Here is a 23,618-nt window from a genome sequence, read left to right as displayed (position 1 = left end):
GCACAAAATAAAAAAGGGATTTTTTCTAGAAAAGATCAAGCCAGACGATCTATTTTGCACATCAATCTAAAAATAATCGTTGATGAGAAAAATAGACTTACTTCATTGGCGTGACTCACTTATAAGAGAAGGGGAATTTGGACCTTATTTTAATACAAATAAGCTTGCTTAAAAATAGATCAAATTAGGATTTTTTCATCCCTTGTATTGAGGCTGATTTAAGTAAATTTCAGGATTTTAAAATATGAGATGATTGACTTGAAGTTGAACGAGTAAGTTTCATTTACACTATGCGGATAAAGTTTTCTCTATTTTACTTTTAAAGGATTTTTTTATGTCTGAACTCAAGCTCTATATTGCTTTATTGGGTGGCAAGCATGAAAAAGCCAATGTAGAAGTACATGATGTAATTCCGGTCATTAGTTCAGATATTAAGACAGCTTTCCCATATTTGAAGCAGCAATGGTTTGGTGTGCAAAAAGGCCTGCATGTTGATGGCTGGATGATGATCAATGGTGTTAGCTATCAGGATCTGAATTATCAGGTTCAGGTGACGGACACACCTGTAAAACAGGATTTAAAATTATTCCTGATCAATCTGGGTGCTTATGTGCCAGATCAGTTTGGTGAAATCCATAAATATCTGGTAGTTGCTGCTAAAAATAAAACTGAAGCTAAAGCACAAGGCAAGCTGGCCATTGAAAAGACCTGGTTTAAACCTCATACCGATGCCGTGATTGATGTAGATGATTGTTTGGAACTAAACGAAATCAACCAAAAATTTGTGCGTCTGGTAGAGGGAGACTTTGAAGCCAATAGTTTTAAGAATGATTATGTGGTTATTCCTTAATTAAGATAAGGCTACGTAAAGTAGCCTTAGTTTGTCGATTTATTTGTAATGGCCTGAGACTTTCACATAGTTTTGTGCTGAATAAGGCAAGAAAGCTATTTCCTTTTCAGTCAGTGGACGCACTTTTTTGACTGGACTGCCTACATACAAGTACCCACTTTCTAATACCTTATTCGGTGGTACCAGTGAACCTGCTCCAATCATCACATCATCTTCAACAACTACATCATCGAGAATAATTGTACCGATACCCACTAAAACACGATTACCGATGGTACAGCCATGTAATTTTACATGATGACCAATCGTGACATCTTCACCAATGATCAGTGGTGAACCTTCAGGTTTATCCGCTTTTTTATGACTCACATGCAACATGGAATGATCCTGTACATTCGAGTTCTTGCCAATACGAATATGATTCACATCACCACGAATGACAGCAAAAGGCCACACAGATACATTTTCGCCTAAAACAACATCACCTACGATCACCGCCATCGGATCGATATAACAGGAGTCAGCGACTTGCGGGCGAGTATCCAGATAAGGGCGAATGTTTTGGCTCATGTCAGTATCATCCTGAAAGTTTATAAGCATTATAAAATAAAAAAGCACACATTCGATGAATGTGTGCTTTGGCTTTAGTCGGAGCTAATATTGATAATAAATATTAGAACAGGTTGCTAAAGAATTGTTTGATATGATCCAGCATACGGGCAAAGAAACCAGCTTCTTCAACTGCTTTCAGTGCAACAAGTGGTTTCTCAGCAATTACTTTACCGTTTAAAGTCGCCACATATTTACCTACGACTTGACCTGGTTGTAAAGGCGCAGTCAGTTTAGGCTGAACGACCAATTGAGTCTTGATGGCATTGGCCTGACCTTTAGGCATAGTCACGTTAAAGTTTTCTGCAAGACCGATCTGAACTTCATTTTCCTTACCAAACCAGACTTTAGATTTGGCTAGAACCTGTTTAGCAGGCTGAACATTTTTGGTTTCAAAGTTCGCATAACCCCAAGCCAGAAGTTCACGTGTTTGCGACGCACGTTCATTCATGGTTGGTGCACCAAAAATTACTGAAATCAGACGAGTCGGACCACGTTTTGAAGAAGTCGTTAAGCAGTAACCGGCTTCATCAGTATGACCAGTTTTCAAACCATCTACACTTGGATCAGTATAGAGCAGGGCATTACGGTTGCCTTGCTTAATCCCGTTAAAAGTAAATTCTTTTTCAGAGTAAATTGGATAGTATTTTGAACTGTCTTTGATGATGTGCTGAGCCAAAGTTGCCATATCTTTCGCAGTCGAATAATGGCCTTCAGCTGGCATACCAGTCGAGTTGATGAAGCTGGTATTGGTCATGCCGATCCGTTTCGCTTCCTGGTTCATCATATGTGCAAAGGTACCCTCGTTCCCTGCAATATGTTCAGCCATCGCTTTAGACGCATCATTACCAGACTGGATAATAATTCCGCGCAACATTTCTAGTGCAGTCGCCGTACCGTTTAAAGGCACATACATACATGATTCTGCACTGCTACCACGGCACCATGCAGATTCATTCATGCGAACCTGTTCATCTTCAGTCAGCTCACCACTTAATAACTTCTGCTCGATGATGTAACTGGTCATCATCTTGGTCATTGAAGCAGGGGCTAATTTTTCATTTTCATTTTTTGATGCGAGAATTTGCCCTGTCTCGTAGTCCATTAGCACATAAGATTTATTATTCAATTCTGGTGGTGCAGATAAGACAGTTGCTGCAAAGCTAAAACTAGGAATTAATAATAATGCAGCAAGGGCAGTTTTTTGGGTCATTTCTAGTGGGTTCCAATATCTTGATGTAAGCACGAAGAGCCTAGCATTTTAGGACAAAGCTAGGCTGACTTCTATGGGAAACCCGGGGTTATTTCAAAAGTATTGTAAGCAATCACTCAAAAAGTGGATTATTTACTGTAGCTCACCAACTCATTGCAAATGGCCTGATTCTTTTTCTTGCCAGCCTTTTTGGCATCGCTCTGTGCTTCAGCCAGAATGTTACGGAAATCTGACTGTTTTACCATCTGGTTCAGGCGTTCTACCGGATTTTTTTGGCCCGGTAGATATTCAGTCACCAACTGATTATAACCCTGATTGAATTTTGCTTTGTCTTTGACCATGCTTGGGCAAATTTCAGAAAGGACATAAATTGCAGCCAATTCTTGCTTGGTGATTTCCTGACTCGGGGTGACTTCAATATTTTCATTTGCTGCATAAACCGAGCTGCCCCAAAGTGTCATACCAGCAACAACAGATAAACTTAAACTTTTAATTAATGTATGTTTCATCAAAAAACTCAAAAATTACATGTAGAACAATAATTTGTTAGCTTAAAGATATTTTTAAAATTGAAAAGAGGGGAAATGTAGTGAAGCTGTAGAATTATGAAGAAATGTGTAAGAGAAAAAAGACGATGCTGGCATCGTCTCATTTCAGTGAGAAAGACTTTATTCCTGATAGGCTAAAACGTCTTCACACGCTGTTTTTTGTTCGTCTTTTGCAGTCTGTTTTGCACCTTGACGCGCTTCTTCAAGCACAGTCTTATATTCACTGTCTGCCTGAAGTTTTTGATAGGTCATCGATTTGTCTGAGTATTCTTTTAGATAAGATTGAATCAGCTGCTGAATCGTTGTATCGAATTTTGCATTCTGACCAATAATGCCTGGGCATACTTCAATCATTACCTGTGCAGACGCAACATCTTCTTTCACGATCATGTCATTTTCTTCAGCTGTCAAATCATTGGCAATAACTGCAGGAGAAACAAAAGTTGCCAAACTTAAAGCCAAAGCACCCCAAAGAGAGAATTTTTTCATCATCTTAAGCCATATGTATTAATGGATATCGTGCTACAAATATATATAATTCCTGAACTAATACAATGAAATGTCCTAGCGAGTCATTTTTTAGCTCAACGAGATTTTGCAGTGAATATATTAATTTCCAATGATGATGGCGTTTTTGCACCGGGTATACAGGCACTGGCGCAGGCCTTGAGACCTTTAGGACGCGTTGTGGTTGTAGCTCCAGAAAGTGAACGTAGCGGATTTTCCAGTGCACTGACTTTAGACCGACCATTAAGACCGATCCAGATTTCTCCCGATGTATGGGCAGTGAATGGTACGCCGGCTGACTGTGTCTATCTGGCCATGAATGGCTTATTTGATGTTGAATTCGATCTGGTGGTCAGCGGCATTAACAGTGGCGCCAATCTGGGAGATGATGTGCTGTACTCAGGGACGGTGGGTGCCGCATTTGAAGGTCGGCTGGCCAAACAACCTGCATTAGCAGTTTCTCTATGTGGGCAAAACGTTCGATCTTATACCTCACCAGAAGAGTATCGCATCGCAGCGCAATGGGTGCATGATTTTATTGCGGCAGGTTTGCCAACTTTGCCTGAGCGTCATATTTTTAATGTGAATATTCCTGATGTGGCTGAGCTGAAAGGAGCTAAAGTGACCTTTCAGGGACGCCGTAGCCAGTCCAAGCCGATTACCAGTCATGTAGATCCACGTGGTCGCCAGGTTTACTGGATTGGGCTATCGGGTGAAGCAGTCGCAATGCCAAAACATAAAGGAACTGAAATCGAGTCAGACTTTTTTGCAATTGCCAATGGCTATGTAAGCGTGACGCCAATTCAGATGGATGCTACAAACTATGACACACTTCACACTTTGCAAGCCCAGATTCTAAATAAAATCTAATGAATGTTATAAGTTTGTGAAAAATGAAAGCTTACAAGTATATTGTAGTAAAACTTTGCTAATCTTACTGGGTTTTTGCAACCGTATAGATGTTAGAGAGGAAGATAATGTCCTTGGTGTCACCGAAATACTTCATTCATGCTTCACCATCCAGCTTCATCAAAACTCTGGTTTTGTCCACTGTGGTTGTTTCCACATTGATTATTACTGGTTGTGCCACTAAACCTCAGGTCAATAATATGACCCGCTATGCCGCAGCGCCTGACTTCTATACGGTACGCTCTGGGGATACTTTGAGTGGCATTGCTGCACGTTATGGTCTGAGCTATATCAGTGTGGCAGAGATGAATGATATTGCTCCACCGTATCGTATTTATGTGGGTCAGTCGATTCGCCTGAAAAATAACACTACTGCTCGCCGTACTACAGCGACTCAACCTGTTACCCAAGCTGCGCCGATTCAGCGTCAAACGATTGCGATTCCAGCGCCAACCACTCCCGCTCCAACAACTGTTAAGACTACACCAAAACCTGCCACTACTACTTCTGCACCGATTACCCCAGTATCGACAGCAGCGGGATTACGTTGGGTCAAGCCATCAAATGGTCCGGTATTACAAAACTATGATCTGGCTGCAAATATCAAAGGTACCCGTTATGGCGGTAATGTCGGAGATCCGGTCTTTGCTGCAGCAGATGGGCAGGTGGTATATGCAGCAGATGGTCTGAAGGAATACGGTAATCTGGTACTAGTTAAACATATTAATGGCTATATCACGGCTTATGCGCATAACAGTAAATTAAGCGTGAAAAGTGGCCAAAATGTAACGGCTGGTCAAAAAATTGCCGAGATGGGGGCGACTGGTACAACCCGCACTATGCTTGAGTTTCAGGTTCGCTTAGACGGAAAACCGATTAATCCAACAGCAGTTTTACCAAATAATTAAATAAATAATGCAAAACGTAAATTTCACCGTATAATACAATGAGTTGCTTTTATCAAAAGATGAAGCATCTCATAAGTTTAGAGGGGAATTTATGTTAGATCAACTTCGAGCAATGGGTGTCTTTGCTTGTGTTGTGGAAAAGAACTCGTTTAGCGGTGCTGCACGTGAGCTAGGGATTACAACCAGCGCCGTGAGTCAACAAATTCGCTCTTTAGAACAGGATATGGAAGTTGTACTTCTAAATCGTTCTACGAGAAAATTAAGTCTGACCGAAGCGGGACAAGCTTTTTTTCACAGCTGCCAGGAAATGTTATCTGCTGCTGAGCGTGGAAAGGTTCGCATTAACGAGTTACGTGACGATCTTGTTGGTGAACTTCGTATTGTATCCTTACCGGAAGTGTGTGCGAATCATGTGATTCCTGCACTTTCTCACTGGATGTCCGCACACCGTGGCCTGACAGTCCACCTGGAAACAAACAATCATGAGGTTGATTTGTTGGAAGGGCGTATTGATATTGCCCTGCGATTTGACCAGAACGATGATGACCACAACCTTCAGGTTGTGCCATTAATGCAGATTGAACAGATTCTTGTTGCTGCGCCAAGCTATATTAACCAGACCGCAATTATCTCGCGTCCTGAAGACCTGAAACACCATGATGTTTTGCCTTTAACGCATATTAAAAATCATCAGAATTTCAGTTTTCAACATGTGCATAGCGCAGAAAAGGTCGACTTTGAACTAAGCTCACGCTTTAGTACCAATAACAGCCTGGTTGCAAAAGCCATGTGCCTGCAAGGCAATGGGGTTGCCAAGATTTTATATCTTGATGTTAAAAAAGATTTATTAAATGGTTCACTGATTGAAGTCTTGCCTGAATGGAAACTTCCGCCAGTCACCCTTTATGCAGTTATGTTTAATCGAGAACAGCAACCGACTAAAGTCCTGCGCTGTCTGGATACATTGAAACAATATTTTAGCCAGATCTCTGGTGGACGTTTGTTACAAGTCGCATCGTAAATTCCCTATAAACAAAAAAGCCGCTTTAAAGCGGCTTTTTTGTTTTTCAAGATAGGTTTAAGCAAGATAAGCTTTGATCATTTTCACTAAACGTTCGATCAGTTGATCAGCCTGTTCCTGAGTAATGTTCAGGGTAGGCAACAGACGAACAACATTACCTGCAGTCACGTTGATAATGGTTTTGTACTCATCGCGTGCAATATCCACCAGCTCACCACAGTCTTTAGGCAACTCAATCCCGATCATCAGGCCGAAACCACGTACAGTCACTTGATGATCTGCAAGCTGGCTACGTAACTGCTCAACAATATATGCACCTTTTTCAGCGGCATTAGCCACGATATTTTCTTTTTGCATAATATCGATGATGGTATAAACCACGCGTGAACCCAGTGCAGTACCGCTATAAGTCGAACCGTGGTTCCCCGCAGTTAAAACACCGACACCACGACCTTGAGTCATCACGGCACCAATCGGGAAGCCATTGCCTAGACCTTTAGCAGTCGTCAATACGTCGGGCACAATATTGGTGTGCTGATAAGCAAAATATTTACCGGTACGGCCATTACCTGTTTGTACTTCATCCAGCATCATCAACCAGTTGTGCTGATTACAGATCTGACGGATTTCTTCCAGGTAACTAAAGCCTTGCGGTGCTGTATTGACACCACCTTCACCCTGGATCGGTTCAACCAGAATAGCCACGATATCCGGATGGTTAATTGCTGCTTCTTCGATAGCTTCAATATCGCCAAAAGGTACACGAATAAAGCCTTCAACCAATGGGCCAAAGCCTTGTTGAACTTTTTTGTTACCCGTTGCAGACAGGGTTGCCAGCGTACGGCCATGGAAAGACTTGTCGGCTACAATAATTTTTGGTGTTGCAATGCCTTGCATATGACCGAATTTACGCGCAATTTTGATCGCACCTTCATTCGATTCTGCACCACTGTTGGAGAAGAAAACTTCTTCCATGCCAGCGACTTCAGCCAGTTTCTGTGCTGCAGCAGTTTGCCAAGGCACTTCAAACAGGTTGCTGGTATGAATCAGGGTTGCAGCCTGTTCCGCAATTGCTTCAGCAATCACTGGATGAGCATGACCCAAACCGCAAACGGCGATCCCTGTTAAGGCATCTAAATACTCTGTACCATCTTCGGTATACAGATATGCACCTCGTCCTCGGACAAAGCTGATCGGTTGACGACCAAAGACTGGCATCAAATGTGAAGGTTGATCAGTTTGTACCGGAGCGAGGGTAATATTATTCATGACTAACTCTTTACTGTTAGGTGGAAAGAAAAACTTATATAAGCAAAAACTTGGTCAGATTTAAAGGGTAATTGTAAATAAAAATGGATTTATTACTTTAGACGTACTGTTTTTCTCTGTTTTGGGTATAATGCGAGACAGATTAGTTGAGGATTTATCAATGACTGAACAAGCACGCGATACCGAAGCGTTAATTCGTGACCAAATTGCCAAGCACGCAGTACTTCTTTATATGAAAGGCACACCACAATTTCCACAATGTGGTTTTTCTGCACGTGCGGTAGAAGCACTCAGTCAAATTGGTCGTCCATTTGCTTATGTTAATATTCTGGAAAACCCAGATATTCGTGCAACTCTGCCACAAATTGCGAACTGGCCGACATTCCCACAACTTTGGATCAATGGTGAATTGATCGGTGGTAGTGACATCATGCTAGAAATGTTCCAAAAAGGTGAGTTACAGCCTTTAGTAGAACAATACAGCCCAGCACCTGAAGCTTAATCTTTAGATTAAACTGATAGATGTAAAAAAGCGCTTCCGAAAGAAGCGCTTTTTTTATGGGTGAATAGTGAGATAGGGGGGCAGAATTAATCTTCTGCCTGATCCTCAGATTTTTCCAGTTCTTTTGATTCAGCAACCAAGGCCTCAGCTAAGGTATCTGGATCGGTCTGAACTTCCTTTATAGGCGCCTTATCTTTCTTCTTTTTCTTCTTTTTCTTCTTTTTCTTAGGTTCTTCCTCAAACTCGGCACCATCTTCAATGGCTTGCCAGTACTCGAGTTGTTCCATCACAGCAGCAAAGATCGAGTTTTTGCTATAACGGCCTTTCTTGTCCATAGTCCCGACCGGACGTGCCATCAGGATTTCCAAAGCCTGCGCGATATTATCAATGGCATGAATATGGAACTGACCTTCTTCGACTGCAGCAATGACATCTTTGCGTAACATCAGATGCTGCATGTTTTGTCGTGGAATAATCACACCCTGTTTACCTGTCAGGCCTTGCAACTTACAGGCATCGAAGAAACCTTCAATTTTCGCATTAACTCCACCAATCGGTTGTACCTGACCGAGTTGGTTCATGGAACCAGTAATTGCCCAGGACTGGTCGATCGGTAACTGGCTAATCGCAGAAATAAGCGCTGAAAGTTCAGCCACTGTCGCGCTGTCACCATCCACCTGACCATAACTTTGTTCGAAAGCCAAAGCGGCAGAGAAGTGCAGAGTCTGTTCACGACCAAAATGGGCTTTCAGGAAAGAGGCCATCAGTAACACGCCTTTGGCATGTAAAGAGCCGCCAAGTTCTACGCTACGTTCAATATCCAGAATATCGCCACCACCCTGATATACAGAAGCAGTTAAGCGTGAAGGCAGACCAAATTCAACATCTGCATAATGAATCACAGACAGCGCATTGATTTGGCCTAGACGATGACCGCGAGTTTCAATCAGTTGAGTACCACGCGTCAGATCCTGCCAGAATAGCTCACGTAAATAGCCTAAGCGGTATTTACGATGATCCAGTGCGGTATTGATATGCTTCTCTGACACCATTTTATCACCCGCTTCGAATGCATGATGATGCGCTTCACGAATCAGGTCGCCTAGCGTTAATGCATGTAGTGACAAGGAACTCTGATCTTCAGCCTGACGGCTTGAGTCGGTCAGCAGGGCAGATAATGCAGAACGGTCAAAAGGTAATAATTTATCTGATTGCACATAGTCAGCAATCAGCTGCATATAGGCTTGCTCATTTTCATCATTACGTTGCAGGGTGTCGGTAAAATCGGCACGGATTTTAAAGATACTGCCTAGTTCTGGTTCAAGTTCCAGAATTTCATAATAAATTTCTGGCTCTGCCAGCAGCACCACTTTGATATTCAGCGGAATAGAAGCCGGTTCAATGGAAATACTACCGGTGAGAGTCAGCATATGTTCCAGAGAAGAAAGCTTTAGATGCCCAGATTTCAAGGCACGTTTCAGACCTTGCCATGCATATGGCTGTTCCAATAGCTGCTCTGCTTCAAGCATCAGGAAACCGCCATTGGCATTATGTAAGGAGCCGGGACGGATCAGCGTGAAATCTGTGGTAATCGTACCATTTTGGGTCAACTGTTCCACATGACCCAATAGATTGTAATGCGTCGGGAAATCTTCAAAAATAACGGGTGCACCGCTATTTGGCTTATGGGTGACAATTACATTGGCCTGGAAGCGCGCTGGTACGCGGCTAAACTGGGCAGGGGTAAAATCATCTTCTTCCTGTTCCAGTACAATTTCGACATTATTAATAATGTCTTCGGCATATTGCTTCAGATAGTGTTCCAGACCATCGACATGCTTGAATTTAGTCAGCATCTGCTCAACGCGTGGCATGACTACCTGTTTGGCAATATCACGATTCAATACTTGAACACGGTCACGCGCATCGTCTTCCAGATCACCCAAATGAAGTCCCAGGCGTTCCAGTTTCTTGTCCATGTAACGCATGTTAGAGGCGATTTCGGCACGATCTTTATTGCTTAAAGCATTCAGATCTTCCTGAGACATTTCCTGTACTTTGTCATCTTTTAGATGAATTGGCACAAAACAATGTTCATCATTACGAGAAATCAGTTTCAGGTCGAGTTCTTCACCTTCACGGGTCAGTTCGATCAGAGCGAGTTGCTGTTCATCACCCGTTTCCTGGCGAATCATTTCAATTCGGTTGTGATAGCTTTCCGCAGTGAAACGGCGCTCCAGCTGTTTTAGAATGGATTGCCAGCTTTGGTGCAGCATCGCCTGAAACTTAGGCCCCTGACCGGCTGGAAATTCCAGTGCGATAGGCTGACGAGGATTCTGAAAATTATTGACATAAACCCAGTCATTTGGTGTTTGCATGGTTTTGGCATGTTGCTGTAGCAAACGCTTCACCATGGTGCGTTTGCCGAGTCCGGCAGTACCCACGGCAAAGATGTTATAGCCTGAATATGGCAGGGCAATACCGGCTTCAACCGAAGCACGGGCACGATCCTGGCCTAGAAAATTATTTAAAGGCTTGATTCGCTTGGTCGATGCCGGGATTTTATCCGGATCGGCAATACGCGTCAGTTGTGCCGGTTTCAGGCATGTCTTTTCAAGGGTTGGTGTAATTTCGCTTTGTTCAAAGGCTGAGATAAGTAGGTCGGAGCTGATGTTTTGTTGAGATATAGTTGTATTACTTGAAATTGAAGAATGAATTTGATCGAGTCTCTGAGTCACTGTTGAAAGTCCAAAACGAAATATGACGTGGATAAGGTTTAAGGTATACAGATTTACTTGAAAAATTCAAGCCAACATGTCAGTTTTGCCACAAAATAAAAAATCGGGCATGCGAGAAATATATAAATTTTGTTGAAAGATACGTTATTAAAGGATTGAATAGCAGCAATTGGTTTTCGTGGAAAATAACAAGGCAATGACAACACAAACGACGGGTTGGAAATCCGCATTTACAGCATTTCTGGATCGACGTGCCCTGATCATGCTGTTTCTCGGATTTTCAGCCGGTGTCCCGATTCTTTTGATCTTTTCCAGTTTGTCTTTATGGCTCGGTGAAGCCGGAATCAGTAAAAGTGCGGTGACTTTTTTCAGCTGGGCTGCACTGGGCTATTCATTCAAGTTCGTCTGGGCGCCACTGATCGATGAATTACCTGTCCCGTTTCTGACCAAAGCTTTGGGTCGCCGGCGCGCCTGGCTGCTGATTGCCCAGATTCTAATCGTGACTGCAATTTCAATTATGGCTTTTTCAGATCCGGCATTGGGGCAGGCACATTTACAGCAGATGGCATTGGGTGCAGTCTTGCTTGGGTTTTCGGCGGCAACGCAGGATATTGTCATTGACGCTTACCGTATTGAGCTGGCCGAAACCCAGATGCAGACCGTACTGGCATCGACCTATAATGCGGGTTACCGGATCGGGATGATTGTGGCTGGCGCTGGAGCTCTGTTTCTGGCGGCATATTTAGGTACAGCCAAAGGCAACTATATCTATGATGCCTGGAAATGGACTTATCTGGCGATGGCGGCGGTTATGCTGGTTGGGATTATCACCACATTGGTCATCCGTGAGCCTCAAGTGGATCGAGTACGTAAAGATTATCAGCGCAGTGATTATTTCCGTCTCGTCGGCGTGTTTTTTGTGGCAATTATCAGCTTTGTTCTGAGTTATGTCTATTCCGGTGACTTGGTATCGAGTATCACTGAACAATGGGCGATTCAGGATACTTTTGCCTTGTTCTGTTTTGAGGCTTTACGCTTTATCGGTTCAGGTGCTGTCGCTTTCGGTGTGGGTACGATTCTGGTCAAAATGGGTGCTGTGAATAAACAGATGGCATTCGAGACCTGGGTGAATCCCGTAGCAGATTTCTTTGATCGCTATGGCTTAAAGCTGGCTTTAGTGTTGTTATTGTTGATCGGTTTTTATCGGGTCTCCGATATTATTGCCGGTGTGATTTCCAATGTGTTCTATCAGGATCTGAATTTCAGCAAGGAGCAGATTGCTGAAGCCGTGAAAGTGTATGGGGTAATTTTCTCCCTGCTTGGTGGTTTTTTAGGTGGCTTGCTGGCTCAGAAAATGAACATCATGAAACTGATGTTTGTAGGCGCGATTTTGGCCTGTTCAACCAATCTGATTTTTATTGGCTTAGTAAAGTCTGGTGAAAAGCTGGGACAGGTCGAAGTTCAGGTAGGCCAGCAAACCTTTCAGGCAGATACAGATGAAGTCGGTTACTGGAAACTGAATGTACCCACTACCGCCTTCAAAGAGGCCGAACAGATTCAGGTCCGTGCACATTATCTGAATCATCCGGCAGATGCAGTACAAGTTAACCTGCCTTATTTGCAACAGAATGCTTCGAAAGCAGCACAATTACAGCTTTTGCCTGTTACCACAGATAACCTGATCAGTGCCAATGAACAGGAAAATAGCATCGTGGTTCGCGGTCAGTATCTAGGGCCGGATTTAACTGCAGAGCAAAAAATTGTATTAGAGCTGAATGGCGATAAATTCGATGCCAAGCTGGATGAAGGGCGTGTCTTTAGTGCTGCTATTCCTGCCGAGAAACTGATTACGGCACCTATGAAGCAAATCAATGCAAGCTTAATGCAACAGGAGCAACCGATGGTTACCCAGCAGCACTCATATGCTGTGGACTTGTCGCAGACTCAGGCCAATCCGATGGATATTGATATTCAGCCGATTACAATTGGAACAGGCGAGAATGTTGAAATTCAAGGTAAGGTGATTAAACCGTATAGTTCATGGTGGCTATATTTTGCAATTATTGTCGATAATCTGGCCGCAGGTCTCGCAGGCGCTGCTTTTATTGCCTTCCTGTCCAGTCTGACCAGTGTGTCCTTTACCGCTGTTCAGTATGCTATTTTTAGCTCACTCATGACCTTGACTCCTAAGATTTTAGGTGGATATTCGGGTACTATAGTGACCAATATCGGTTATCCGAATTTCTTCCTGATGACCACTTTAATCGGGATTCCAATCCTGATTCTGGTCGTTTGGGTGGCAAAATTGCTCGGTGAACACCAAAAACAATCTGTAAATAAGGATGATTAATATGCGCATGCTGCATACCATGTTACGTGTAGGCAATCTGGAACAATCACTCAAGTTCTATACTGAAGTTCTTGGTATGACTTTACTTCGTAAGCGTGATTATGAAGAAGGTCGTTTTACCTTGGCTTTTGTGGGTTATGGCGATGAGGAAAATCACACTGTGCTTGAACTGACCCATAACTGGGATACAGAAAGATATGACCTAGGCAATGGCTACGGTCATATTGCGATTGCGGTAGATGATGCTTATAAAGCATGTGAAGAAATCAAGGCACGTGGTGGCAATGTTGTTCGTGAAGCTGGCCCAATGAAAGGCGGTGTGACTGTCATTGCATTTGTAGAAGATCCAGACGGCTACAAAATCGAGCTAATCCAGCAAGACAACAACGCACGTAATAACTAAGTGTTATAGAGCGATATATGTGAAATGTATTCATGTATGGATGAAAATATTACATCAATCTGAATGCATAACATGGACCCGGCATCTGTTAAGATAGCCGGGTATTTTTTTATCGAATAATAAAATTTTGAGGGAAGGACATCAGATGCTTAAACTGCTGGCATTGGACCGCTTTACGATCTTGCTCTTTGTTATGGTGTTACTGGCCAGTGTATTGCCAGTGTCAGGGCAGGCAGCTGAAGTCTTTAGCTGGATTACGACAGCAGCCATTGCGATCCTGTTTTTCCTGCATGGTGCCAAGCTTTCGCGTGAAGCCGTAATTGAAGGCTTGATGCACTGGAAATTACACACTTTGGTCTTTGCCTTGACCTTTGCACTCTTTCCAATTTTAGGCTTGCTGGCAAAACCAATATTATTGCCAATGTTGGGGCAGGAATTATATTGGGGATTCCTGTTTATGTGCTTCCTGCCATCAACCGTACAGTCTTCGATCGCCTTTACCTCAGTGGCTCAAGGGAATATTGCCGGTGCGATCTGTAGTGCTTCATTTTCCAATATTATCGGGATGTTTATTACACCGATGCTGGTGGCATTCTTTATCCTTGGGAAATCTCAGCATGGCTTTGATCCGACAGCATCGATTCTACAGATTACGCTGCTGTTATTGGTGCCTTTTATTTTAGGTCAGTTACTGCGTCCCTGGATTTTCCCAAAAATGCAGAAAATGCCCAAGATCGTCAAGGTATTCGATCAGGGCTCAATTCTGATGGTGGTTTATGGAGCATTTAGCAGCGCGGTGGTGGCTGGGCTTTGGCGTGAAGTCAGCTTAAGTACTTTGCTCTTGCTGCTGCTGGCATGTTCGGTTTTATTGACCATTGTGATGCTGTTGTCGCTATTTATTCCACGCTGGCTGGGCTTTAATCGTGCCGACCAGAAAACGGTATTCTTTTGTGGTTCCAAAAAAACACTCGCCAGTGGTGTACCGATGGCACAGATTCTGTTTATTGGTCAGCCACTTGGCATGATCGTTTTACCGATTATGATTTTCCATCAAATCCAGCTCATGGCCTGTGGTGTGATTGCGAATCTCTGGGCCAAACAGGCGGTACATACAGAAGAATAATTCGCTTATTGTATTTGTTTGCCGTATAATACCGCCCAACTTGTTGTGCTTAGCTCTGACGGTATCCGTCTCGGTGGGCCAAAAGAATGGTCTGTTGTGGTGTTGATCTGCCTGAATCCTGATTCTGGCCCTTCCTCAATACTTGAGAGTGATCAATTGCGATGACAGCAAAACCTTCTTTCATCTTAATGGAGTAATCGACGATGCGCGCCGATATTCACCCAAAATACGAAAAACTAGTTGCTACTTGTTCATGTGGTAACGTAATCGAAACTCGTTCAGCTGTTGGTAAAGAAACTCTTTACCTAGACGTATGCTCAGCTTGCCACCCATTCTACACTGGTAAGCAAAAGAACGTTGACACTGGCGGCCGTATCGACAAGTTCAAACAACGTTTTGCTGGTATGTCACGTTCTGTTAAACGTTAATACCCAAAATGAAAAAACGGGCTTTATGCCCGTTTTTTTGTGCCTGCAATTTAGAAAATCATTTCACGTTTCTAGATTGAAAGGCGAGTACAAGACCTTAGTGGTCTTGTACATCAATCAGATGATCCAGTTTTTTCTGGAAATAATCACCCTGAATAAAGCGGGCATCCACGTTCCAGGCATTCGCAAATAAGGTCATGTCATTCAGTTCACGAATCATGATATTCACTGGTTTGATTTCATTGTACGTCGTGATTTTTTCCTGTAACTGTTCAATTTCAGCATCATTGTTCAGCATCTTGGTCAGTTTGCTATCCAGGCTCAGACCATTGATATCGAACTCACGTAGCAGGGTTTCACTATACATTGAGTGACCAAAGTTACGAATCGCAATCCGCGCGCCATGTTCACGTAAAGTACGTAGATATTTCTGTGCATCCTGCTGGTTCATCAGGATATCTTCTTCAGAGAACTGTAAAGTTAAAGGATGCTCGACTTTACTGCGAATAATCGTAATCAGTTTGGATATAAACTCAGGGAAAGTACGGTCTTTGAATAGTACCGCACGGTTCAGATTGACGATTAAACGGGCATCCGGATACTGGGTAATGAAGTTATGCAACTGCTTGCTTGATTCAACCAGAATCCAGCGATCGAGTTTAATAGACAATTCATCATCTTCATTGAGTTCCATCAAGGAAGAAATATCCTGCCATTTATTTTCAAAGATAAAGCCACTAGTCACCTCATACATGTAGAGGTTGGTATCTTCTTTATCATAGAGCTGTTGATATTTCAGATGAATTTCACCACGTTCCAGACATTCACGCAGTGCTTTTAATACTGGAGAGGTTGTGAGTGGTACAGTGCTGACTGCCGGACTGACCGGTATGGACTCAGACGCTGGAATAACGGGTTCTGAAACCGTGAAGTCAATGCTCGGCATTGAAATCGATTCCTGAGTCGTTGCAGGAATATCCAGAACAAATTCAGACGTTTTTTGTGCTTGTGGTAAAGGAGTAGAGAAGGCCCGACCGACTAATTCATTACAATGGCTTTCATCACGCAACTCACCGTCAAGCAGGGTATAACCGATGCGTAGATTGAGCGGATAAGTTTGCTGATTCACTGTAATAAGCTGTGGTTTGGTCAATGAACCTAGTCCGACCAGTTTGGATTCCAGAATGTCTTGCGCATCTGCCTGAATGATCCCCACCAGAACATCATGTTCCAGTTTGAAGAGCGGAATACGAACCTGCTCTTTCAGGAATTTCTCAATTTCATGGAAGTAACCTATATAGGTCGCCCAATCACCATTCAGGACTTGCGGCTCATACGCAGCAAAGGAGAAGGTGATCAATGCATTGGCTTTCGCCGGTTCACGATTGAGTTCACGCTTAAGTGACTGTAAGGTACTTGGCTTGTTTGCAACTTTTTCAGAAGAGGCACTCGCCTGATTAGTCGCTGTATCAATCGTAATTTGTAGTGCATCTTCTTCAGCACTAGAGGCCAGAAATTCCAGTTTTAATGGATTGCCAGCAGCAACATTTGGATTCGAAGAAGTAATATCAAAACGGCCTAAATCAAACTGACCCTGAGAAATCTTTTTAAAGCGGGATTTAAAATCATTTAAATCTTGGGGCTGTAACAGGTCTAAAAGCGGCAGACCGATAATCTCGTCCTCACTTTTGAGCCCAAACAGTTTGAGATAATCGGCATTAGCCTGAATATGGATGCCTTCCTGAATGGTTGCGACTGCACGGTTACTGTCTTCTACCAGTGACTGTGCCTGGCTTTGTGCAGTTTCCAGTTCTTCCATTAAATGGCGCTGGGCTTGTATGGTACGGCTAAAGGAAAGGGCACGTACCAGATTCAGGAAGAAGCGGTCTGGATAATCCAGATTCAGAATGTCAAAAATGCCTTTACGGATATATTGGGCATATTGTTCAGCCTGATAATCTTCCGGCTTTAACAAAAGAATAGGAAGATCAGGTTGCTGCGAAAGTTGAACCAGACTTAAGGCCTGTTCATATTTCAGATCATAAGCACGACCAAAAATAATCAGGTCCCAGTTAAAGTTTAACTGTTTTTCAAAAGATTGCAGATCATCAAGCAGAACGGCATCGACCTGATATTCATTGCTGGTTAAGAGATCACGGATTTGGTTATATCTAATTTGATTATCATCAATGATCAGTAAACGTATTTCAGTACGTTTTAACTTTTTAGACAATAATGGATTTCTCACTTCAATGCTTCCCATAAATCGTGATTTCTAGTTTCATTCAATTGCTTATGTATAAAGTTTTCGATGACATCTTCTTCTTGATCATTTAATAATTCATAGTCGAAACGGATAAAACTTTGTGTAATGAGCTGTGCCTTGGTCAGGTAGATTCTGAGTTCTTTTTGGCCAAGTCGTAAATGAATGGTTTGTTTTTCCCTAAACATTTGTGAGCCAGAGACAATAATACTGGTTGAGACCTGATCGAGCTGGGTCATCTGTACCAGAATAGCTGGCTGATAATTGATACTGTGTTTGTCGGTACGGGCATAAACTGCGCAAGGGAACAGTTCCTGTGCCAGAATTTCCAGGCCAATTTCCAGGCTTTTATCTGCTGACTGTTTGATCCAGCGAATGACTCCGCCACGCCACTGGCTTTGAGATTTTTCCTGAACCAGAATAAATTCACCAGTTTTCAGATTGGCAGGCGTGATACCTGACCATTTAATCCGGTAACCATTGACACTGATATCGAGAACTTCAGCGGTATGAATCTGTTTGGCTTCGCGATCGAGCGCCTTGATACTGCTGAATCCGCTTGGAACGGCATTATGCATTGAGCTGACAAAACTGCTTTCGCTCTGGAAACCATAATTACCTTCCAGTTCCAGCGTTTCATTAAAGTTTTTACCCTTAGACAGATAAAAATGCGCCACCGTTAAGCCAAAGCAGATATTGATCTGTGCGGAATATTCATAACGTTCATGACGGCGTTCGACATTATTCGAAAGCAGGTTATAGATATGAAAATGCAGAGCAGGTGTCAGGAACAGTTTTTCATTACGTGACAGATACTGGGCATTTTTGCTTTGCGTACCGGTCAGGTGTTCCATCAGGTTTTGTGTCGAAATATAGAAGCTCGGCTGGAAATGCTGACCCTGATGAGAATTTAGTAAAGGCGGATGATCTTTGCTGGCATCGACCACATAACGTGACAGTGTGGTTTCTTTTGGCAGAATCTGAACCAGTTTTGCCCAGTCCGCACTGCATAAATATAAACCCTGAATTTCAGCTGGACGGATCTGATGGGTATTGAAAATATCCAGCAAAATCAGTCGTGCATAGGCTTGGGCAATATTCTGGATTTCGTGCTGGGTGCCAAGAACCTGATTGATGTTGGTCTGATAGAAATTATTTTCCATCGCACATTCAAGCAACTGATGTGCTGCCAACCACTGACCGGCGCCAGGTGTGCTATACAGCATATGCTGTTGATAGAGCAGCAGGCTTAACTGTTGCAGGCCATAGTAGATGGACACCATCCGGGCACTTTGCAGGCTTTTCTTTTTGCCCAGGGAAAATAGTGAAAACTTTTGATGATTCAGCTGATGATTACAGCGTTTGGCAATATCTATATAGATCTTGGCAAAATAGCTGCGTAACAGCATGGCCAGTTCAATAATCTGGTCATTGCGATCCGTCGTGATCAGACCCTGATTGACGAAATGTTTCTCAAGACTGGCCAAAACATTTTCAAGGGTAGGGTGCAATACCTGAATCAGGTCAAAACGCAAGGTTTCCGCACATTTCAGTTCGGAAATTTCCAGTAAAGCACTGAACAGAGACTTGGATGAATTCCCCAATTGCAGGATTGAAATTCCTGCGACCCATTCCTGCAATGCTTTGGCATTTGTGGGACAAAAACTTAGCTGTTCTATGGTGAGTTCAGCCGTTGTCTGAAAAATGTCTGCAGTATGCTTACTCATCTTTATTATTTAACTCAAAAATGTTGAAACCCCAAAAAGCGGTGTCTTATTCTTCTCGCCCGCTATTTCTCGAACTAGTTTAGGAACCAGATACCCCGGTAGGTTCGCTAAAACTTCTGTATAAATCTCATTGATGTGCTCAGCAAGTAAATCAAAATGATGCGCACCTTTTACTTTATCAAGTACATGTAAATAATAGGGCATCACGCCAGCATCAAACAAGCGATAGCTTAAATCAATCAAAACTTGAGCAGAATCATTAACCCCTTTTAATAAAACTGCCTGATTGAGTACCGTGATCTGATGCTGAACCAGCTGATTAAGCTGCTTACAGGTCAGGTCATCCAGCTCTGATGCATGGTTCGAGTGTACCACTAGAATAATACGTAGCCTACTGTTTTTTAACATGCTTAGTAGCTCTTCGTCGATCCGATTTGGGATCACAATAGGAACTCGTGAATGTATTCTTAAAAATTTGAGATGTGGTACCGATTCTAGTCGTTCAATCCAGGTTTTTAATTTTCGGTTAGATAAGGTCAGTGGATCGCCGCCGCTTAGAATTACTTCATTAATATTCGGCTGGCTTTCCAAGTAATTTTTGATATTGATCCAGTCCTCATTTTTAGGCAGGTTTTCCTGATAGGGGAAATGGCGTCGGAAACAGTAACGACAGTGGACTGCACAGGCACCAGTCAAGGTCAGTAGAAAACGTGACTTATATTTATGTAGAACACCAGGCTGCTGGTTGGCCTGTTCTTCACCTAGGGGATCGGTGACAAATCCCGGATGATCTTCCAGTTCCAGATGATGCGGTAACACTTGTAATAAAAGTGGATCTAGAGGATTGCCTGGCTGCATTCTGGAAACAAAAGCTCGCGGCACACGTAATTTAAAGGCTTGAGAGGCCAGCAGAGCACCAGATAACAGCTGATCTGGAGAAAGCTGTAAAATCTGTAGTAGTTCTTGTGGATCAGTGATCAGATCACTCAGTTGCGATTGCCAATTTGCTTCTTGATATAAATACTGTGTCATGCCGGAAGATCAAAAAAAGATGAAGGCGATAGCCAGAAGTGCGCAGTTTAGCAGTTTGTCTACAGATGGGAATGTGAAAGCTGGCTAAAATTTCTCTAAACACGATCAGTTTGCTATGGTATGCAAAAGCATAGAGACATTTATGTGCTTAGAAGACTGGTTGTGCACCAGTATTGGAATAGCTGATGCTAAGTTAAGCAGTGTCAGCAAGTTAAAACCGATTTTTTCGTTGCGGCTTGGTGTATTGCTCATTTAGAATACGCAACATTAAATGAATGTGCATGTGGCAACTCATGTTCGTGTCAGACTTGCTAAATGACATTGCAACAGCCCATAGCATCAATAGCTTAAAGTTAGTAAGTTTGGAGTGAGCCAATCATGGCCTATTATTCTACGAACGATTTCAAGTCTGGCCTGAAGGTTATGCTTGATGGTAACCCATGTTCAATCATGGAAAACGAATACGTTAAACCAGGTAAAGGCCAGGCGTTCAACCGCGTTAAATTACGTAACCTTCGCAGTGGTAAAGTTTTGGAAAAAACTTTTAAATCTGGTGATTCTCTAGAAGCTGCAGACATCGTAGAAGTAGAAATGGAATACTTGTACAACGATGGCGAAATGTGGAACTTTATGGATCCTGTAACCTTCGAACAGATCGCTGCTGATAAAACAGCAATGGGCGATGCTGCAAAATGGTTAAAAGACGATTCAAATGAAAAATGTACTATCATGTTATGGAATGGCGTACCTTTAACAGTAAGCCCACCAAACTTCGTAGTATTAAAAATTGTTGAAACTGATCCAGGCGTTCGTGGCGATACTTCTGGTGGTGGCGGTAAACCAGCGAAACTTGAAACAGGTGCAGTAGTACGTGTTCCATTATTCGTTCAGCAAGAAGAAAGCGTTCGTGTAGACACTCGTACTGGTGACTATTTAGAACGTGCATAATGGTTGGAAAATAGACTATTATCAAAGGGGATGACTAAAATCATCCCTTTTTTTATGCCAAAGTCTTAGAGGAATTCGAAAGGAACAAGCGTAAAGTCGCAAGGGAAAACAGCAGTACCTCGAATAAAAAAATCACGCTGATTTATATGCTTCACAAAATGAGGGATTGAATGGAAACTTTACAACAGAAGTCAACCATGACTTCGAAAATCATCTGGCTCCTGGTAGCCATAGTCGGGGCAGTCTCCTTCGGGATACTTGCACTCAGTCGTGGTGAGCATGTGAATGCAGTCTGGCTGGTACTGGCCGCAGCCTGTGTGTACAGCATCGCTTACCGTTTCTACAGTTTATTTATTGCCAATAAAGTTTTTGAACTGAATGCACGCCGTTTAACACCCGCCCATCGTCTGGGTGATGGTCTGGATTATGTGCCGACCAATAAAAGTGTGTTATTCGGTCACCATTTTGCCGCGATTGCCGGTGCGGGTCCTTTAGTCGGTCCAATCCTTGCAGCGCAGATGGGTTATCTGCCAGGCACGATCTGGCTACTGGTCGGTGTGGTACTGGCAGGTGCGGTACAGGACTTCCTGGTACTGTTTATTTCTACTCGTCGTGACGGTCGTTCACTGGGTGAAATGGCAAAACAGGAACTGGGTACCTTTGCTGGCATTATCGTGATGCTTGGTGCGCTGGGCGTAATGATCATCATCCTTGCAGTATTGGCGCTAGTCGTTGTTAAAGCACTGACTAACAGTCCATGGGGCGTATTCAGTATTGCAGCTACGATTCCGATCGCCATCTTCATGGGGATCTACATGCGATTTATCCGTCCGGGTAAAATTGCAGAAGTTTCGATCATTGGTTTCGTATTGATGATGCTTGGCATTATCTATGGTGAAAACGTTGCACAGCATCCATACTGGGGACAGCTATTTACCTTAACAGGTACTGAACTGACTTGGGCACTGATCATTTACGGTTTCATTGCATCGGTTTTGCCAGTCTGGTTATTGCTTGCACCGCGTGACTATTTATCTACCTTCCTGAAAATTGGTGTGATTGCCGGTCTGGCGATTGGTATTCTGTTCGCGATGCCGGAAATGAAATTGCCAGCGATTACCAAATTTGTCGATGGTACAGGCCCAGTATTCGCTGGTTCAATGTTCCCATTCCTGTTTATTACCATTGCCTGCGGTGCGATTTCTGGTTTCCACGCACTGGTTTCTTCAGGGACAACACCGAAACTGGTTAACAACGAACGCGATATCCGGATAATCGGTTATGGCGGTATGTTGATGGAATCATTTGTTGCGATTATGGCTTTGATCTGTGCCGCGATTCTTGATCCAGGTGTGTACTTCGCGATTAACTCACCAGCGGCACTACTAGGGACAACCGTAGATACTGCGGCTGAAGCAGTACGTAATCTTGGTTTTGTGGTAACGCCTGAAGCGCTGACTCTCTTGGCTCAGGAAGTGGGTGAGAACTCGATTCTGTCACGTACGGGTGGTGCACCGACTTTCGCGATTGGTATGGCGCATATCATTACCGAAATCTTTAACAGCCGTGAAATGATGGCTTTCTGGTACCATTTTGCGATTCTGTTTGAAGCCTTATTCATTCTGACAGCGGTAGATGCGGGTACTCGTGCTTGTCGCTTCATGGTTCAGGATACAGTCGGTATCGTGATTCCTGCGGTAAAACAATCTCATAATTTCTTCGGTAATATGCTGGGTACAGCCGTTGCTGTTGCGGGTTGGGGTTTCTTCGTTTATCAGGGCGTTGTTGATCCATTAGGCGGTATTAACAGCTTGTGGCCACTGTTTGGTATTGGTAACCAGATTCTGGCTGCAATGGCATTGATTCTGGGTACAGTCATCCTGTTCAAGATGAAGAAAGAGAAATATGTGTGGGTAACAATTGTTCCAACCGTATTCCTGTTTATTACTTCAATGACAGCCGGTTGGCAGAAGATTTTCCATGAAAATCCGAAAATCGGTTTCTTGGCACAGGCAGAGCGTTTCAATACGGCAATTGCGAATAATGAAATTCTGGCACCAGCGAAAACCCTGGCTGAAATGCAGACTGTCGCAATGTCGAACCAGATCAACGCAGCACTTTGTGGTTTCTTTATGATCGTAGCGTTTGTAATGCTATTTGCTGCAATTGGCGTGATCCGTCGTGCCCTGGCGAGCCCTGTACCAACCGTAAATGAAGCAGAAGCAGTGTATCGCGATCCTGAAGAAATTCAGCCTGCAAAAGGACATTAA

20 protein-coding genes are annotated in these 23,618 nt (G+C 43.2%); 11 read left to right on the top strand and 9 right to left on the bottom strand.

Annotated features, from left to right (window positions below; all coding sequences use genetic code 11):
- The first annotated feature begins 334 nt into the window (after positions 1-334).
- On the top strand, positions 335-850 hold the full coding sequence (locus AC4MCD_RS09320) for a DUF1543 domain-containing protein (protein WP_419374448.1): 516 nt from the start codon (positions 335-337) through the stop codon (positions 848-850).
- A gap of 39 nt (positions 851-889) precedes the next feature.
- On the opposite strand, the gene AC4MCD_RS09315 is transcribed toward AC4MCD_RS09320, so the two are convergent.
- From AC4MCD_RS09315 to AC4MCD_RS09300, 4 genes are all read right to left on the bottom strand, one after another.
- Complete coding sequence (locus tag AC4MCD_RS09315) at positions 890-1,420, bottom strand: gamma carbonic anhydrase family protein (protein WP_104426311.1); 531 nt, start codon at positions 1,418-1,420, stop codon at positions 890-892.
- Positions 1,421-1,523: 103 nt separating this feature from the next.
- A complete protein-coding gene (dacC, locus tag AC4MCD_RS09310; RefSeq protein WP_004782636.1) occupies positions 1,524-2,672 on the bottom strand; it encodes a D-alanyl-D-alanine carboxypeptidase PBP5/6 in 1,149 nt (382 codons plus the stop codon).
- Positions 2,673-2,800: 128 nt separating this feature from the next.
- Entirely contained in the window at positions 2,801-3,181 is a 381-nt protein-coding gene (locus tag AC4MCD_RS09305; RefSeq protein WP_004782633.1) for an MCR_0457 family protein, read from the bottom strand.
- Positions 3,182-3,340: 159 nt separating this feature from the next.
- Positions 3,341-3,712 (bottom strand): MCR_0457 family protein, encoded by a 372-nt coding sequence (locus AC4MCD_RS09300; protein ID WP_166138880.1) that lies wholly within the window; start codon positions 3,710-3,712, stop codon positions 3,341-3,343.
- A 108-nt stretch (positions 3,713-3,820) separates the two neighbouring features.
- Between AC4MCD_RS09300 and surE the strand changes: the two genes are divergently transcribed.
- From surE to AC4MCD_RS09285, 3 genes are all read left to right on the top strand, one after another.
- A complete protein-coding gene (gene surE / locus AC4MCD_RS09295; RefSeq protein WP_166138883.1) occupies positions 3,821-4,597 on the top strand; it encodes a 5'/3'-nucleotidase SurE in 777 nt (258 codons plus the stop codon).
- Between the two features lie 107 nt (positions 4,598-4,704).
- On the top strand, positions 4,705-5,544 hold the full coding sequence (locus tag AC4MCD_RS09290) for a peptidoglycan DD-metalloendopeptidase family protein (RefSeq protein WP_166138886.1): 840 nt from the start codon (positions 4,705-4,707) through the stop codon (positions 5,542-5,544).
- Between the two features lie 91 nt (positions 5,545-5,635).
- Positions 5,636-6,565, top strand: coding sequence for a LysR family transcriptional regulator (locus AC4MCD_RS09285; protein ID WP_419363502.1), 930 nt, complete (start codon positions 5,636-5,638; stop codon positions 6,563-6,565).
- A 57-nt stretch (positions 6,566-6,622) separates the two neighbouring features.
- Here the strand turns inward: AC4MCD_RS09285 and AC4MCD_RS09280 are convergent, their stop codons facing one another.
- On the bottom strand, positions 6,623-7,834 hold the full coding sequence (locus tag AC4MCD_RS09280; protein ID WP_166138891.1) for an aspartate aminotransferase family protein: 1,212 nt from the start codon (positions 7,832-7,834) through the stop codon (positions 6,623-6,625).
- 160 nt (positions 7,835-7,994) lie between these two features.
- Here AC4MCD_RS09280 and grxD point away from each other — a divergent pair, with 160 nt between their 5' ends.
- Positions 7,995-8,336, top strand: coding sequence for a Grx4 family monothiol glutaredoxin (grxD, locus tag AC4MCD_RS09275; protein ID WP_034702064.1), 342 nt, complete (start codon positions 7,995-7,997; stop codon positions 8,334-8,336).
- 86 nt (positions 8,337-8,422) lie between these two features.
- On the opposite strand, the gene AC4MCD_RS09270 is transcribed toward grxD, so the two are convergent.
- Positions 8,423-11,074, bottom strand: a complete 2,652-nt coding sequence (locus AC4MCD_RS09270; RefSeq protein WP_491875953.1) for a Lon protease family protein — start codon at positions 11,072-11,074, stop codon at positions 8,423-8,425.
- A 178-nt stretch (positions 11,075-11,252) separates the two neighbouring features.
- Between AC4MCD_RS09270 and AC4MCD_RS09265 the strand changes: the two genes are divergently transcribed.
- The 4 genes from AC4MCD_RS09265 (at position 11,253) to rpmE (ending at position 15,378) form a co-directional block, all read left to right on the top strand.
- On the top strand, positions 11,253-13,424 hold the full coding sequence (locus tag AC4MCD_RS09265) for an AmpG family muropeptide MFS transporter (protein ID WP_491875952.1): 2,172 nt from the start codon (positions 11,253-11,255) through the stop codon (positions 13,422-13,424).
- A gap of 1 nt (position 13,425) precedes the next feature.
- Positions 13,426-13,827 (top strand): lactoylglutathione lyase, encoded by a 402-nt coding sequence (gene gloA, locus AC4MCD_RS09260; protein WP_491875951.1) that lies wholly within the window; start codon positions 13,426-13,428, stop codon positions 13,825-13,827.
- A 145-nt stretch (positions 13,828-13,972) separates the two neighbouring features.
- Positions 13,973-14,950, top strand: coding sequence for a bile acid:sodium symporter family protein (locus AC4MCD_RS09255; RefSeq protein ID WP_166138904.1), 978 nt, complete (start codon positions 13,973-13,975; stop codon positions 14,948-14,950).
- A 203-nt stretch (positions 14,951-15,153) separates the two neighbouring features.
- Positions 15,154-15,378, top strand: a complete 225-nt coding sequence (gene rpmE / locus AC4MCD_RS09250; RefSeq protein ID WP_004782616.1) for a 50S ribosomal protein L31 — start codon at positions 15,154-15,156, stop codon at positions 15,376-15,378.
- Between the two features lie 97 nt (positions 15,379-15,475).
- On the opposite strand, the gene AC4MCD_RS09245 is transcribed toward rpmE, so the two are convergent.
- The 3 genes from AC4MCD_RS09245 to epmB are packed head-to-tail and all read right to left on the bottom strand — an operon-like array spanning position 15,476 to position 20,400.
- Complete coding sequence (locus AC4MCD_RS09245) at positions 15,476-17,641, bottom strand: EAL domain-containing protein (RefSeq protein ID WP_491875950.1); 2,166 nt, start codon at positions 17,639-17,641, stop codon at positions 15,476-15,478.
- Positions 17,623-19,368 carry a cyclic-di-GMP receptor FimW-related protein gene (locus AC4MCD_RS09240; RefSeq protein ID WP_323713972.1) on the bottom strand — a complete coding sequence of 582 codons (1,746 nt, stop codon included), beginning with the start codon at positions 19,366-19,368 and terminating at the stop codon, positions 17,623-17,625. The genes AC4MCD_RS09245 and AC4MCD_RS09240 overlap by 19 nt, the downstream gene beginning before the upstream one ends.
- Before the next feature lie 9 nt (positions 19,369-19,377).
- Entirely contained in the window at positions 19,378-20,400 is a 1,023-nt protein-coding gene (epmB, locus tag AC4MCD_RS09235; RefSeq protein ID WP_491875949.1) for an EF-P beta-lysylation protein EpmB, read from the bottom strand.
- Between the two features lie 378 nt (positions 20,401-20,778).
- Between epmB and efp the strand changes: the two genes are divergently transcribed.
- Both efp and AC4MCD_RS09225 read left to right on the top strand, forming a co-directional pair.
- Entirely contained in the window at positions 20,779-21,348 is a 570-nt protein-coding gene (efp, locus tag AC4MCD_RS09230) for an elongation factor P (RefSeq protein ID WP_004782608.1), read from the top strand.
- A 170-nt stretch (positions 21,349-21,518) separates the two neighbouring features.
- A complete protein-coding gene (locus AC4MCD_RS09225) occupies positions 21,519-23,618 on the top strand; it encodes a carbon starvation CstA family protein (protein ID WP_034702078.1) in 2,100 nt (699 codons plus the stop codon).

It is taken from the genome of Acinetobacter sp. CAU_H_78 (assembly GCF_058599365.1).
The sequence above is the reverse complement of the archived record's forward strand: the minus strand, read 5'-3'. Positions and strand labels throughout refer to the sequence as shown.

Excerpts from the sequence above, each read along its gene's own strand:
- AC4MCD_RS09320 (WP_419374448.1), top strand. The coding sequence starts at position 335 with ATGTCTGAACTCAAGCTCTATATTGCTTTATTGGGTGGCAAGCATGAA.
- AC4MCD_RS09315 (WP_104426311.1), bottom strand. The coding sequence starts at position 1,420 with ATGAGCCAAAACATTCGCCCTTATCTGGATACTCGCCCGCAAGTCGCT.
- dacC (WP_004782636.1), bottom strand. The coding sequence starts at position 2,672 with ATGACCCAAAAAACTGCCCTTGCTGCATTATTATTAATTCCTAGTTTT.
- AC4MCD_RS09305 (WP_004782633.1), bottom strand. The coding sequence starts at position 3,181 with ATGAAACATACATTAATTAAAAGTTTAAGTTTATCTGTTGTTGCTGGT.
- AC4MCD_RS09300 (WP_166138880.1), bottom strand. The coding sequence starts at position 3,712 with ATGATGAAAAAATTCTCTCTTTGGGGTGCTTTGGCTTTAAGTTTGGCA.
- AC4MCD_RS09290 (WP_166138886.1), top strand. The coding sequence starts at position 4,705 with ATGTCCTTGGTGTCACCGAAATACTTCATTCATGCTTCACCATCCAGC.
- AC4MCD_RS09285 (WP_419363502.1), top strand. The coding sequence starts at position 5,636 with ATGTTAGATCAACTTCGAGCAATGGGTGTCTTTGCTTGTGTTGTGGAA.
- AC4MCD_RS09280 (WP_166138891.1), bottom strand. The coding sequence starts at position 7,834 with ATGAATAATATTACCCTCGCTCCGGTACAAACTGATCAACCTTCACAT.
- grxD (WP_034702064.1), top strand. The coding sequence starts at position 7,995 with ATGACTGAACAAGCACGCGATACCGAAGCGTTAATTCGTGACCAAATT.
- gloA (WP_491875951.1), top strand. The coding sequence starts at position 13,426 with ATGCGCATGCTGCATACCATGTTACGTGTAGGCAATCTGGAACAATCA.
- AC4MCD_RS09255 (WP_166138904.1), top strand. The coding sequence starts at position 13,973 with ATGCTTAAACTGCTGGCATTGGACCGCTTTACGATCTTGCTCTTTGTT.
- rpmE (WP_004782616.1), top strand. The coding sequence starts at position 15,154 with ATGCGCGCCGATATTCACCCAAAATACGAAAAACTAGTTGCTACTTGT.
- AC4MCD_RS09245 (WP_491875950.1), bottom strand. The coding sequence starts at position 17,641 with ATGGGAAGCATTGAAGTGAGAAATCCATTATTGTCTAAAAAGTTAAAA.
- AC4MCD_RS09240 (WP_323713972.1), bottom strand. The coding sequence starts at position 19,368 with ATGAGTAAGCATACTGCAGACATTTTTCAGACAACGGCTGAACTCACC.
- epmB (WP_491875949.1), bottom strand. The coding sequence starts at position 20,400 with ATGACACAGTATTTATATCAAGAAGCAAATTGGCAATCGCAACTGAGT.
- efp (WP_004782608.1), top strand. The coding sequence starts at position 20,779 with ATGGCCTATTATTCTACGAACGATTTCAAGTCTGGCCTGAAGGTTATG.
- AC4MCD_RS09225 (WP_034702078.1), top strand. The coding sequence starts at position 21,519 with ATGGAAACTTTACAACAGAAGTCAACCATGACTTCGAAAATCATCTGG.